The sequence below is a fragment of the Anatilimnocola floriformis genome (assembly GCF_024256385.1).
Classification (GTDB): domain Bacteria; phylum Planctomycetota; class Planctomycetia; order Pirellulales; family Pirellulaceae; genus Anatilimnocola; species Anatilimnocola floriformis.
The window spans coordinates 2,421,001-2,435,298 of record NZ_JAMLFW010000001.1 but is presented as its reverse complement, the minus strand read 5'-3'; the positions used below and the strand labels follow the sequence as shown (position 1 = coordinate 2,435,298).

Genomic DNA, 14,298 nt, shown 5'->3' with positions numbered 1-14,298 from the left:
AGCGATTGACTCGAGATAACATCAATCGCTGTTCCCGATCATCCGGCAGAGTTATAAAGGTATATGGAATGTCTTCCGACTCGCAGCAGTTGACCTGCGAGACTACCAATAGCAACTGAGCGGCCTGCCCATTGCGGTGTGAGCGCTGGGCGTCTGCAGTTCTTCAACAATCGTCTTTGGCCAAGCGAACTAGCCACATTACTTGTTGCTAGTTCAATTCTTGTAAGCACCGGATGTCCAGCGGTATCATGTCCGAACTTTCTCGATTGATTCTTCATTCGCAAAGGTTCGACGAATGCCAAGCCTGCCAAAAACTGCCGTCGCCCTCGCCAACAACGACTATGTCCACATCGCGTGGAATTTCGGTGACAAGCCTCTCGACAATTGTGGTGGATTCGCAATTTATCGAATTAAGAAAGGCGGCTCTGGAGCGCAGCCGTTAAAGGCCTTCGATCGTGATAAGGATGGCAATCGGCTGGAGAAAACCTGCGAAGACTTGCCCATCCGCAAGTACAGCTGGCGTGATGTGTTTGCGCAGCGCGATCAGACATACAAGTATCGAATCGTGCCGATGTCGGGGCCTCACCAGCCACTCGCAGACATTGAACCTCTGGAAACCGAATGGGTGAGCGTTTCGCAAAACAATGAGAATGCACAGGCATTTTTCAATCGCGGACTGCTGGCCACGCAAAAATCGGCCGACGCTCTGTGGGATCCGGCGAAGCAAAAGCCAGATTTCGCCAAAATCGAAGCCTTGATCAACGACCCCAAGAGCCCCTTTCGCAAGTCGCTCATGGGCGAACATTTCTCCGCCCTCACGCAACTACTCGATCGTGCAGAATCAGAAGGGGGATCTTGTTGGGCTGCCTTGTTCGAGTTGACTGACAAAGCTCTGATCGACAAGCTCGCGGCCTGCAAAGATCTGCATCTCATCCTGTCGAACAACAACACTGAGAAAACCGAGACCAAGCCAATGGTGTACGACGGCAAGAATAACGCTGCCGCTGTTGCCTTGGAGCCGACTTGCCAAGAGCTCGTTCGTCGATACATGCCGACCGGCCAAATTGGTCACAACAAGTTCATGGTCTACAAGGACAAGAAAGGGAAGCCGCGGGCCGTGCTTACGGGCAGCACGAACTGGACCGCGTCGGGAATGTGCACTCAGAGCAACAACGCGATCATCATCGAAAGTGAGGCCTTGGCTCGCATCTATCTGGAATATTGGGAAGCACTGAAGGCCGACGCACTCGCGGCAAAAATCCCCGAGCCGCCAGCGGCAATGAAAGGAATTCAAGGCAAAACGCTGCGCACCGACTGCGCGACAAAGCGAAAAACGGTGAAGTTCGATGGAGGTTCGACCATCCAAGTCTGGTTTTCGCCAAACGCGAGTGGTCTCGCACGGCCGCCCAAGAAAGGAGTGGAATCACCCGATCCTCCGCTCGATCTGGCAGAAGTCTATCAGCTGATGGAGAACGCGGAACAATCGGTCCTGTTTCTGGCCTTCATGCCGGGCAAAGCCGAAAGTGCCAATAGCTTTCATTTTCTGAAACAGCTGGGAAAGATCTCGTCCAAGCGACCGGAGCTATTCGTGCGTGGCGCTGTTAGCGATCCTGAGTTGACGCGCGAGTTCGATCTCGGCATGCTGCGCAACGAAGGGAACGAGAACTACATGATCTCCTCCCCCTTCAATGTCTTCAAGAACTTCGATCAATGGCGACAAGAAATCTACAAGTACGGCCACGCGATTATTCATGACAAACTGATCGTGATCGACCCGCTGGGTAAGAAGCCCGTGGTCATCACCGGCAGCCACAACCTTGGATTTCGGGCCTCGTCCAACAACGACGAGAATATGCTGATCATTCGCGGGAATCGCGGCTTGGCGACTGCCTACGCCACGCACGTGATGGACGTGTTTGAGCACTACCGGTCACGCTGGATTTCGGGCAGCAGAAAGAAGCAGGACTACAATCCGAATCAGGATCCGAATTGGCAAAAACGCTACTTTGATGATTACCGACCGGCGTTCGCGGAGCGACTGTTTTGGATTTCGGCAGGTAAGCCTTTGCCGCCGCTAACGCCCAGCCCGCACGGTGATTTCCGCCTGGAACGCGCGGAAGCTGATGACGCAGCTCGCAAGAAGGCGGCTGCAGATCGGAAAGAACAGAAGGAAAAGCAAAAGAGCAAAGCTTCTGCTGGAAAAAGTCCGCCAAAGAAAAAAGTGGCCGCGGCGAAGTCAGTTCCAAAGGCCAAGAGTGCGAAGAAAGCGAAAAAGGCATAACCCTGCGACCCGGTTGCGCCGTATTCGCAGACGATAGCCCTCGTCGCTGCGAGCATCTGAGGAGCGCTCTAGTTCGGTGGCGACCGGAGAGAACCTATGGCGCGTAGTTTCACCCAGTTTGGCCTACGAACTGCTTTGGCAATGATCACCGTCGCCGGTGTCTGCGCTGCATATTTTGCGAGAGTCTTTGATGGTGATCGCTATCGTCACGGATTCAACACGAGATTGGACGGAGTTTCGCCAATCGATGTCGCGAGTTACCTGAGAGAAGAAGTAAACAAGCTGCCCAACCATTCAGTGACTGACCAAGAACTTTTCGTGTATCAACGAAAGTTCGGCATGGCATTTGACAACATGAGGCGAACCACGATCACGGATGTGATTTTTGCAAAAGTGCAGTTGTCCGATGGGTCAGAGTCAATGGTAGGTTTTTGGATTTACCCGGCGCGGGGTAGCAATCTCAGAACTCCCCAAACTGAAGTTTCCGTGCTGCTGTTGGCCGACGAAACTTACTTTGCCATTCGATCTGGTAAGGCGGCCTTACGTGAAAACGAGCGAGCAAAGCTAGTCAGGCCAGTCTATTCGGAGATGATCTACAGCGCAAAGCTTACTGAGAGTCGTCACCAGTCGTTCGAATGAATGGGGCCTTTCAGAAAGGGAGTTTGAATGACCAGAGCACTTGGACTTCTGCTTGCCCTGCTATTGGCAGGGCAGGCGTCTGGGCAAGGCAATGGGATTTCGTTGCTGTATCGCGATCCGCAGCCGGTCAAGGATCCGGCGGTGGATAGCGGGCAATTGGCAGTCAGCGATGGATTCGTCACGGTGATTCCTGCTGATGACGGTGGTCAGCCAAAAATATTTGATTTCGAAGGCAAGCTGCAGCACGACTTGCGGATTCCCACCATCGCTAGCGCCGTCTTTGCGGGGCGCCATCTCTATTTGCTGAGCCGTCTTGATGGTTTGAAGGTGATCGATACGGACACCTGGAAGGAGGTTCAAACGGTTTCGGCGCCGGGCCTGTCGGAAGCCCTGCGAGTGCAGGCCACACCAGATGGCACGACGATTTTTGCGTTGAGGCGATTTGCTCCTGCGTCGCTGTTTGTGTTTCAGCGTGATGCAGCAACTGGGAAGTTGGACCTGCAGCAGGTTTTTCAGAGCGATGAAAGCAGCTTGGCTCTCGCGCGCAGCAGTGCTCAAGCGAATCCCGCAGCGGTCAAAATTCGTATCGAGAAAGATGCGTTACGAGTACCTAGCTTCAGCATCGCCGAATCGCTTTCAGTCACTCCAGACAGCAAGCATCTCTATGTTGTTTGTTACACCAATTCGCTGTTGGTCTTTGGGCGTGATTCGAAGGGAAAATGGGGACTGCTCGACTCCACCGAAGACAATCTCCGTGGTCACCACACCATGGGCTTGATGATGTGCCGTGCTCTGACGCCTCTAAGCGACGGAGTGATTGTGGGCGGCATCCGCCGTCTGGCCTGGTTTGGTTTTGATGGCCAAAAACTGCAGAGCAAGAACTGGTGGGTGGACGATGGCAAGCATCCCGGGCATGGTCGGGTTGAAATGCCGTTTCTGGATGATGTAACCTCGCTGACCGTGTCGCAAAATGAAAAGTACTTGTTCCTCGCATCAAAACACGAAGCGAATATTCAGGTGCTCGAAATCACGAAAGATGAGCTCAAGCCGTACGGAAACATCATTGATGCGAAGGCCGGCGCGAAAATGCTCGACGTTGCCATTTCACCGGATGGTACGAGGTTGTTTGCGAAATCAACCGCGAACAAGCTGACAATCTATAAGCTAGATGAACGGTTCAGGAAGTAAGCGAGTCGCTGCGCCTAGCGGTCCTTGCTGCGAGCCGGCGGCCTTTTTGTCGCCACGGCTTCGGTCTTCACTTTCACATCAAAAATTCATCGCTTCGCGCAATCGTCAATCTCGCGACGTTCTATAATGTGCCGACATCGTTCCGACGGCAACGCAAAAACGAATCGTGAAAGCAGACGAGCATGCAGGTACAGCCGAACTACCTCTCGCGGTCCTTGGTCACATTGCTGGCGGCGCTGCTGTTAACGTCGCAAGCGTTCGCGGCTGATAAGTTCGATTTCTCTGGCTTCGATGCGGGCGAGCAATTCATCGCTCAATGGGCGGTCAGGAATTTGGAGGCACATGAAGATTGCCATGCCTATGTAACCGTCAATCAGCTCGGCCTGGATGTGCTACGACTTTCGAATAAGCCGCTCGGACGGCCAAGTGGTAACCACCCCGAAATGCCGCCACCGGCCTCGGACTTGTTTCTCGCCGTCGGCGGGACAGTCAAGTCGCCCAAGGTGATGGCGTTTGTGAAGGCGCGCGTCACAGAGCACAACCAGCGGCTCAAAGACAACTTGAAGAACGACATTGCCCGCGTGGCGTCGGTCGATCCCTCATTAAGTAAGACGACGCAGAACCCGGTGCGTCGTCCTGAGATTCCGCTCACGGACCTCGACCGGGTGCTGCAGTTGATCAGCCAAGGGGGAGTGGTCAACAGCGAGTATCTGCCGACCAGCAATGCCGATTTCGATGATGTGACAGGCATATCGTGGAAGAAAAAAGTCGAGGCATTGCAAGCGGCCGGCGGCGCAGCCGGCGAAGCGGCTCGCAAGCTCAAGCCAGCGATCGAAGATGTGCAAGCCGCGACCGACGGCTATCAGCAAGCCGTCAAAAAGTCGAGCGAGGCCGCAGGCAAAGTACCGCCGCGTTTTGCCGCCGCCGAGCAATTGCGCGACGATCCACTGTACGGGGCCAGTGGGAACGACCTGCAAATGCTGGAAGCCCAAGGAGGCCAGACTAGCATTCGCGCTCGTGAGTACCAGGCCAAGCAAGAAGCAGCCATGTACGAAACTTTCCTGTCGTTCGGCGAAAGAATCGCGGCAGGCTATCCGGCGATGGATGCGGCACTGGCCATGATGCAGTACCGCTATGCCCGCGCCGACGTGCGGCGACATCAGGCCGCGGTCGAAACGCTGGTGCCAGCTCTCGGTGCACGGGCTGGGGCTCGAATCGATCAGGCCGAGCTCGACGTGAAGTACGCAGTGGTTCCGCGCGGCTTGGCGAGGTTTCCGGATGAACCCATGTTGTATGCCGTCATTCGCTCGCGTTCCGCGCGCGAGCTCACGCAGCTCACGGTGCTCGTCAAAATTGAATCGGATCTTGGAACACGCTACGCAACCTATTTCATTCCGAGCTTGCCCCCCGGCGCTAGCGGCCGCTTTCAGCCGGTAACGCTGTCGAAGGCAGCGCTCAGCGACCAACTCGGCAATCTTGGTGGTCAGCCGAATATTGCCAAGATTCGCTACGCCGCGTGGTGCAATCAATTTCAGGCAACCAGCCAAGAACTCACCAAGCTCTCGACCGAACAAATGGTGACCGACATCTGGCTGCAGTCGGTTCAACCTGGACTGTCGTATGTCTCGCTCGGCGGGAGTCGCGATGGAAAGAAGGAAGCCAAGCGTCGGTTCGAGCTGATCTTTCGGCGCGTGTCGCCCAGCACAACGGGATTCGCCACCGAGTTTGACATGATCGATCACGAGAACAATGACCGTGCCACGCGCTATCACGGCACACTGACGCTTCCGCCCGTCAAGCTCGGCAGAGAAGGGCAGGTGCTACATGCCATCGAAACCAGCAAATTCGGCTACGTTCAAAAAGACGAAGATGAAACGCTGCTCATCAAGGCTACCGCGGGCAACGAGAAGCTGGAACTAAAGCTGCAAGGCCGCTGGAATGTCATGCCGCGAAAATGGCAGATCCGTTTCAGCAGCTTCGGTCTCCGCGACTTCGTACCGGCGGGACAAGTTCCCACGGCAGACAGCCCTGAAGAGAAATCGAGTACCGCTGCTAAAGCTGTGCGGCCACTTATCGAGGCAGGAAAATTCGAAGAGGCGAAGGCGGCTCTGGAGAAAGTCATTCGCGACTTTCCCGATCAACCAGGCGCAACCGAAGCCAAGTTCATGCTCAGTCGCCTCGATCAGGTAAAAGCAGGCCAAGCCAAGGCCCGCGAGATGCAAGAGGCTCGCGACAAGTTCAAGCAGGATAACAACATTCCCCCCGGTCGACGCGGACCGCCGCCGCTGAAGAAATAGCGCAGCCGTTGTGCTTGTTCAGGATCACAACGGCGCGTTATTTGTCACGAACTGTCGCCGCTACGCAACTGTGGCCGACGTTTTCCAGTTCTTGAAAACCTCTTCCGAGTTTTTGGTCAGATGGACGTGCGCGTCGACTCGCTCCACCCATTCCACCGGGATGAAGTGGTGCATGCCACCGGCAGCCGGATCATTCTTGGTCATCTTGATCGAACTTCCTTCTACGTGATCCACTTCGCCGACATGCTTGCCACACGAAGCGATAACCTCCATGTGTTCGCGGATTTCAGAGGTATTTGACATGGTTAAACTCCTTGTGATCTTTCAAGATTAGGAACTTCCGCAAAGTCGTGCAGTTCACATGCCGCACGCTTCTTTGTAATGATTGAGGGCAGCTCATCCGCCACAACCAAGACGTCGGTCGCCACTTCGCCGAGTTGCCATATGAGAATCGCGAAATTATTTGCTTTGCTCTTCGCTTCACTATTGCCGATGGCAGGGCTCGCCGAGTCGCCACCTCGATCGTTCGCGTATGTGCTTCAAGCCGATGCGTTAGCCAAGACAAAGAGCGAGGCCGTCAAACTGCTCAGCGGCTGCCAGCGCGACTGGATCGTGCTCGACGCGGATTTCAGCGGTGACACGCCTTGGGAACTCGCCGACATCAGAGCGATCCGTGGCGGACAAGCCGACCGAAAAGTGATCGCCTATACCTCCATCGGCGAAGCGGAGGATTATCGAAAGTATTGGCGCAACGAGTGGATAAACAATGGAAAACTCAGCACTTCGGCGCCGGCCTGGCTGGGCCAGGAAAATCCCGATTGGAAGGGCAACTTCCGAGTGAAGTACTGGCACGCGGAATGGCAAAAGATCATCCTCACCTCGATCGACGATGCGTTGTCACGTGGCTTTGACGGTGTGTATCTCGACATCGTGGATGGATTCGAAACCTTTGAAAAAGAGGGAGCGGATTTCATCGACGACCGCATCAACCCAGAAACAAAACAGAGTTATCGCCGCGACATGGTGGATTGGGTGAAGACGATTGCCGCCCGCGCTCGCGCGAAAAATCCGACAGCGCTCGTTATTCCGCAGAATGGTTCGCAACTCAGCGCGCACTCGGATTTGCTCGAAGTCATCAGCGCCATCGGCATCGAAGACCTGTTCACCAACGGAAACAAACTTCAGCCCAAAGCCCACACGAACGAAGTGCTGAGCCATTTAAAAAAACTGGCGACCGCCAACAAGCCAGTGCTGCTAATTGAGTATCCAAAGTCTGCAGAGCGGCAGACGATGGCCAAGAAATTGGCGGTCGCGAATGGCTTCGTTTGGCTGCTGACAGATCGTGCGCTCAAAACACTCGGCGAATCCGGGAACTGAGCTCTTACTTTTGGGGCATGCTGGTGCCTCAAAGCAGTTGCGGACCATGCAGCTGGCGATGGTGTTGCTCTTGCCTGAAAGTGCGAACATGAAACAATGATGCGGCCGTTTGATCTAGGATTTCAGGAGTTCCGCGTCATGAGTGACATTGCCAACCCGGGCGTGAAGCCAATTGCTGTCAAAGAGCCATTCCAATTGCGACTTTGGCCGGCAGTGGTAATCACGGTTCTCATGCTGGCAGCGCTCTATATTCCACCGCTGCTGCAATTCGACAACCCGCTCATTGCCTTCATGGCGCAGTTCTATGCGCCGATGGCGGCAACGTTGGCGCTGGGAATCTGGTGGCTCTTCTTTAGCCGCGTCTCGTGGTTGGAAGGGTTTGGAGTTCTGGGGTTTGCGATTGCGGTCTACGTCGGCACCTTTTTTGTCGCCGATTCGAGCATGGCGATGCCGTTGCTGCTGTCGGCCCTCCCACGACTCATTCTCGTGGGCGTGTCCTGGCTAATCATGTCGATGATTTTGCCTTGGCCCACTCGGCGCATCGGCTTGCTGATCGCAATTCTCTGCACTTGCGCTTACTTCACGCTGTTCCGATTTGAAGGAGTAACGGGCGAGTTTGCTTCAAAAATGTCTTTTCGGTGGGAGAAGACCGCGGAGCAAAAATATTTGGCTTCGCGCCCAGTGCCGGCGAAGACGGACGATGCCCCCAAAGTGACAAGCGAAGCCGAGAAACCGGCGCTCACGGCGACCGACGACGACTGGATCGCTTTCCGAGGTAAAGATGGAAACTCGGTCTACAGTGGGCCGCCGATTTCCGAAAAATGGTCTCCCGATCCACCGAAGCAAATTTGGAAGCGGCCGGTCGGCCCAGGCTGGGGTTCTTTCATCATCGTTGGCAATCTGTTCTTTACTCAAGAGCAGCGTGGCGAGCAGGAAATCGTCACTGCTTACGCCGTCGAAACGGGCGAGCCGGTTTGGGAGTTCGCTGAAAATGCTCGCTTTGAAGAAGCGATCGCGGGAGCCGGACCGCGCTCCACGCCGCTGTTTCATGACGGAAAACTTTTTACCGTAGGAGCGAAGGGAAGCTTGAACTGCCTGGATGCGGCGACGGGAAAGAAGATCTGGAACGCGTCGATTGTGGGTGGCGGAAAAGAGGTTGAGTTGCCGCAGTGGGGATACTCCTGCTCGCCAATCATCGTGGGCGACGCTGTCATTACGATGCCGGGAAAGCCGAACAGCGCTGCCGTTACGGCCTTCGATGTCAACACGGGCAAGCCCCTTTGGACCGCTGCTGACGGCGAGCATTCTTACACTTCGGCACAGGTGGCAACGATTTGCGGCGTCCGCCAGGTACTGGCCTTCACGAGCGCGGGCCTGATGGGAATCACACCTGACAACGGCAATGTGCTGTGGACGCACAAGTGGCCGGCATCTGGTTACGCTCGCTGCGTTCAGCCCTATGTAGAGGGTGACACCGTCGTCATCTCGACCTATTTCGGCATGGGCGCCCGCAAGGTGCAGCTGACGAAGACGGGCGATGCTTGGGAAGACAAATTGGTTTGGGAATCGAAGGGCATCAAGCCTTATTACAACGACATGGTCGTCTCCGGCGGTCACGCCTACGGATTCGACAACAACATCTTTTGCTGCATCGACCTCGCCACGGGCGAGCGAAACTGGAAGGGTGGCCGCTACGGCTGCGGGCAAGTCCTGTTGCTCGAGAAGCAACAGAAACTGCTCGTGCTTTCTGAGCAAGGCGATGTTGTTTTGCTGGAAGTGAATCCCGACAAAAACGTGGAACTCGCAAAGTTTCCCGCGATCCACGGCAAAACGTGGAACCATCCGGTTGTCGCGCACGGCAAGCTTTTCGTGCGCAACGGCGAAGAGATGGCCTGCTTCGACGTGAAGGCTGCCGAGTAAGCAGGCAGTCGCGACCTTCGAAAGAAATATGCGTCCTTATCTGATTTTGACGCTAATTGCATTAGCTACGTCGCCATTCGGCATGATGCTGGAATGGAATCGACGCACAAAGTTTGTTCTTGTTTCTTGTGGGACGGATGCTGGCCGCTGCCTTCTATCTAGTTGATCGAGCGGCTCCTTCTTCTTCTAGGCGGCTGTGCCCAGTTACAATGGCTGCACCGCCGTAGTGGCAAATCTGGCAACTCGGCGGGCCGCGTATCCCTAGCGTCCATTTTCTCGCTGTGTTTGCCTATGTTCCGATTTCTGCCTGTCATTGCTTGCCTGCTGTTGCTTAGTCAGGCATTGCCAACGCATGCCGCGCCGGGAGACTTGCCTCCGGAAGTTAAAGGTTTTCTCAAACAGCATTGCCTCAGTTGCCACGCCACCGACGTCAAAGAAGCCAAGGTGGATCTGCAGGCCTTGTCCGGTGAGATGTCGGAGCGGTCGCAAGCTGCGCTCTGGACGCGAATTTACGATCAAGTCAATCTCGGCCAGATGCCGCCCGCCGGCGAAACGCGTCCTGCGGAAAAGGATCGAAAGGCGTTTCTCAAGTCGATCGAGTCGCGTTTGGAAATTGCCGATCGCAAATTGCGCGAGGTGGTGCAGCGGCGACTGAATCGCGAAGAATATCAAAATACGATTCGCGATTTATTGGCGATCGAAATCGATGTCAAGCAGCTTCTGCCCGAGGATCAGCAGGCCGGAGGTTTCGATAACAACGGCGAGGCCCTGTCGATCTCGGCAGAACTCATGGGGCAATATTTGAAGGCCGCCGAGGCTGCAATTGATGCCGCGATTGTGCATGGCCCGCAGCCGAAGACGACGACGTTTACGGTCGACCCCGCCAAGGAAATCAAGCCGCTCATTCCCAAGCAGTTTGGCCTGGTCGATGGTCGGAGCGTGCTCTACACCACCGATACCGGCAACTACAGCAAGATCGCCACGCGCGAGAAGCGAGTTCCTGTCGCGGGCAGGTATCGATTCAAGTTCGAAGCTGCCAGTCACTTCAGCAAACAGCCAGTCGTGTTCAACGCACGCGTCTCCGATTTCCATGGGCTCGCGGCGACCAACATCGATCTGGGTTATTACGAAGTGGGAGCCGAGCCAAAAGTCTTTGAACTTGAAGCCACGGTCGGTGCACGATCGGCGATTCAGTTCTTTGCGCTCGACTTGCCGCGCTGGCTTAAGGACACCTCTTCGGGTGAATTTGCCGGTGTGGAAATTGGTCCCGTTGAAATCACGGGCCCACTCTTCGACACATGGCCGCCTAAAGGTCACCAGCAGTTGCTCGGTGATCTGGATCTGGCCAAAGGGAAGCTCGCAGACGCCGAGCCCGTGTTGCGACGATTTATTGCGCGTGCTTTTCGCCGACCGGCAACGGATGCTGAAGTGCAAGGTTATCTCGCGCTCGTCCAAGGTCGCTTGGAAGCTGGCCGCTCGTTCGAAACCGGCTTGAAGTCGGGTTTCGTCGCGATTCTCTGCTCGCCTAATTTTCTCTACCTGCGCGAAGATGTTCGCAGCGACAGCCAGCGCATTTCCGACTACGAATTGGCGTCGCGCCTGTCCTATTTTCTCGTCAGCACGGCACCCGATGCTGAATTGCTCGCCGCCGCAGAGCGGGGCACGTTGCATCAGCCGGAAGTTCTGCGAGGTCAGGTCGAACGGCTGCTGGATGATCCACGGCATGAACGTTTCATCAACGATTTCACTGGCCAATGGCTGAAGCTGCGGCAGATCGAAGCCACGGTTCCCGATCCCAAGGTCTACACCGACTTCGACGACTTTCTCAAATGGAGCATGGTCGAAGAAAGCCGCGGCTTTTTCCGTACGTTGCTAACCGAGAACCTGAGCATCCGCAATTTTCTCGACTCGGATTTTGCTCTGCTCAATCGCCGCCTGGCTCGGCACTATGGAATCGAAGACGTGCAGGGAGTTCAGGTCCACAAGGTGCCGTTGCCAAAGGAGAGCGTGCGCGGCGGAGTGCTGACCCAAGCCGCCGTGCTGAAGGTAACGGCCAATGGCACGAATACTTCGCCAGTCGTCCGCGGCGTCTGGGTGCTGGAGAACATTTTGGGACAAGCCGTGCCGCCGCCCCCGCCGAATATTTCTGCCATCGAACCAGACATTCGTGGCGCGGTCACGATTCGCGATCAACTGAGCAAGCACCGCGACAATGAGTCATGCAACACCTGCCATCGTCACATCGATCCTCCCGGCTTCGCGCTCGAGAGTTTTGATCCCACCGGTAAATTTCGCGAACAGTATCTGCGCTATCATGTGGAACCGCAGAATCGCGACAAAGGCTGGGGCAAAATCGTGACGGCCGGCAAGGTCGATCCGAGCGGTCAACTCTCGACCGGCGAGAAGTTCGCCGACCTGCGCGAGTTGAAACGCCTGCTGGTCCAGCAAGAAGATCGATTCGCGCACTGCCTGACCGTGAAACTCATGACCTTTGCTCTCGGGCGAGAAATGGGATTCTCCGACCGCAAACCGATCGCCGAAATTCAACAACAAGCCGCCGCCCAAGGGAACGGTTTGCGAACTTTGATTCATACGATTGTGGCCAGCCCGGCGTTTTCCACTCCATAATGTGTCTCCCTCTCCAAAATCACTCCGCCAGCAGCGAGTAAGTTCCATGTTCCAACGATCCATCAGCAGACGAACGATGCTACGCGGAGCGGGAGTAGCCTTGGCATTGCCGCTGCTCGAATCGATGTGTCCGTCCCTGGCGAATGCAAAAGCTGCCGAGCAGACAAAATCGCCACAGCGGTTCGTGGCGATCAACATTCCGCTCGGCTTTCACCCGACCGACTTCTTTCCCAAAGAATCGGGCCGCGACTACGCGCTCAGTCCATACTTGGAAGTGGCCAAAGACCTGCGCGACGAATTCACAGTGTTTTCTGGTCTCAGCCATCCGGATGTTGACGGTGGTCACTCGGCGGAGAAGTCGTTCCTCACCGCCGCTCCGCATCCCGGCGCTCCCAGTTTCACCAACACGATTTCACTCGATCAGTTCCTCGCCAAACGGATCGGCGATCAGACACGGTTTGCTTCGCTCACGCTGGGCTCGCATAGCCTCTCGTGGTCGGCCAACGGCGTCGTCATTCCTACCGAGACGTCGCCGACGAAACTTTTCTCGGCCTTGTTTCTGAAAGGAAGCGAAAAGGATCTCGCGCAACAACAAGCCCAGCTGCAAGACGGCCAGAGCATCATGGATGCTGTGCTCGCCGATGCGCGGGCGATGCAGCCGCGCATCAGCACCACCGATCGTGCCAAGCTCGATCAGTACTTCACCGCCGTGCGCGAAACCGAGCAGCGGCTGGCGAAGTCGCAGGCCTGGCTGAACAAGCCCAAGCCGCAGATCGAAGAGAAGCCACCGGCGGTCATTCCCTGGATGGACTTCACCGGCAATTTTCGTTCGTTTCTCGATGTGGTTCGTCTGGCCATTCAGACCGATTCGACTCGCGTGGTCGCGTTCGGCGGCGATGCGGGCAGTCCGGTCTCGCCACTGAAGGGCATCAGCCAGGCCTATCACACGCTCTCGCACCACGGTCTCGATACGACGCTGATCGAAGAACTGCGCATCATCGATCGCGAAACGATCAAGATCTGGGCCGACTTCCTCACGGCGTTGCGGTCGACGCCCGATGGCGACTCCAACCTGCTGCGTAACACACAGGTCCTCTTCGGTAGCAACTTGGGAAACGCCAACAGCCATTCCACCACCAACTTGCCGATCATTCATGCCGGCGGGCGCTTCAAGCATGGCCAACATCTGGCCTTCGATGCCAAACAAAACTCGCCGCTGGCCAAGCTGTTTGTTTCGATCCTACAGGGCTGCGGACAAGAAGTGGATCGCTTTGCGTCTGGTTCGGGTACGATCGCGGGGCTGGAACAAGCATGATGCAACCTCATTTGATATTCCCGCTGGCGATTTCTCTACTGGTGGCGGCCGGTTCACTATCCGCAGCAGACGAGCCCAATCTGGTTTTGTTTATCGCCGATGACAAGTAGCAACTTCGAATGGCGGTACGCTTTTCGGCCACGATTTTGCGGCAAATCTGCTGATCACACCCTCCTCGCCTCAGCCAAAGCTAATTGCAGTCAATTTCGTGAAATTAACTACACGTTGCTACACGTTTGGTTCGGGATCGAGAGTTGCAGCGCCACGCCGTGAAACTGAGGAACGTTCAGTTACCAGATAGCCTCCGCGCGCGTGCTCCCCGATCGCTACGTCGCCTGTCTCGTGTAGGGCGACGACCACACTGCGTGTGACGCGGCCAACCATCGGCTGGAGGTATTCGCAGGCTATCGAGCATCCAGCCGACGCGCTGCCAGGTGTGGGGCTGCTTCTGCAAATCGGCGAGTGTGTTGAAGACGCTTAGATCGAGATCGGCTTCGCTACGTTTGGCGGAGTGACACTCCTGACAATAACGAACCCGGAGCGGCCTGACTTTGGTGTGATACGCGCCACGTAGCTCGTTCATAGCAGGGACCTGCGCTCGCAGCGAAGTGGTTCCTGCAGAATCAGCGCGACGGTGAAGAACGAAAAGTGGT

Annotated in this window: 9 protein-coding genes; 8 read left to right on the top strand and 1 reads right to left on the bottom strand. The window is 55.9% G+C overall.

All coding sequences use genetic code 11. The features are described from left to right. The first annotated feature begins 295 nt into the window (after positions 1-295). From M9Q49_RS09460 to M9Q49_RS09445, 4 genes are all read left to right on the top strand, one after another. Positions 296-2,281: a phospholipase D-like domain-containing protein gene (locus tag M9Q49_RS09460; protein ID WP_254508482.1), complete on the top strand. Its 1,986-nt coding sequence runs from the start codon at positions 296-298 to the stop codon at positions 2,279-2,281. 96 nt (positions 2,282-2,377) lie between these two features. Continuing rightward, positions 2,378-2,920 (top strand): hypothetical protein, encoded by a 543-nt coding sequence (locus M9Q49_RS09455; protein ID WP_254508481.1) that lies wholly within the window; start codon positions 2,378-2,380, stop codon positions 2,918-2,920. Between the two features lie 27 nt (positions 2,921-2,947). After that, positions 2,948-4,108: a lactonase family protein gene (locus M9Q49_RS09450; protein ID WP_254508480.1), complete on the top strand. Its 1,161-nt coding sequence runs from the start codon at positions 2,948-2,950 to the stop codon at positions 4,106-4,108. Positions 4,109-4,290: 182 nt separating this feature from the next. Continuing rightward, a complete protein-coding gene (locus M9Q49_RS09445; protein WP_254508479.1) occupies positions 4,291-6,405 on the top strand; it encodes a tetratricopeptide repeat protein in 2,115 nt (704 codons plus the stop codon). 60 nt (positions 6,406-6,465) lie between these two features. Here M9Q49_RS09445 and M9Q49_RS09440 read toward each other — a convergent pair whose 3' ends face one another. Beyond that, a complete protein-coding gene (locus M9Q49_RS09440; protein ID WP_254508478.1) occupies positions 6,466-6,708 on the bottom strand; it encodes a DUF2171 domain-containing protein in 243 nt (80 codons plus the stop codon). Positions 6,709-6,849: 141 nt separating this feature from the next. On the opposite strand from M9Q49_RS09440, the gene M9Q49_RS09435 reads away from it, so the two are divergent. From M9Q49_RS09435 to M9Q49_RS09420, 4 genes are all read left to right on the top strand, one after another. Next, positions 6,850-7,782 carry an MJ1477/TM1410 family putative glycoside hydrolase gene (locus M9Q49_RS09435; RefSeq protein ID WP_254508477.1) on the top strand — a complete coding sequence of 311 codons (933 nt, stop codon included), beginning with the start codon at positions 6,850-6,852 and terminating at the stop codon, positions 7,780-7,782. 138 nt (positions 7,783-7,920) lie between these two features. Next, entirely contained in the window at positions 7,921-9,702 is a 1,782-nt protein-coding gene (locus M9Q49_RS09430) for a PQQ-binding-like beta-propeller repeat protein (protein ID WP_254508476.1), read from the top strand. Positions 9,703-9,993: 291 nt separating this feature from the next. Continuing rightward, positions 9,994-12,330 carry a DUF1592 domain-containing protein gene (locus M9Q49_RS09425; RefSeq protein WP_254508475.1) on the top strand — a complete coding sequence of 779 codons (2,337 nt, stop codon included), beginning with the start codon at positions 9,994-9,996 and terminating at the stop codon, positions 12,328-12,330. A gap of 46 nt (positions 12,331-12,376) precedes the next feature. Continuing rightward, entirely contained in the window at positions 12,377-13,645 is a 1,269-nt protein-coding gene (locus M9Q49_RS09420; protein WP_254508474.1) for a DUF1552 domain-containing protein, read from the top strand. Positions 13,646-14,298 lie beyond the last annotated feature (653 nt).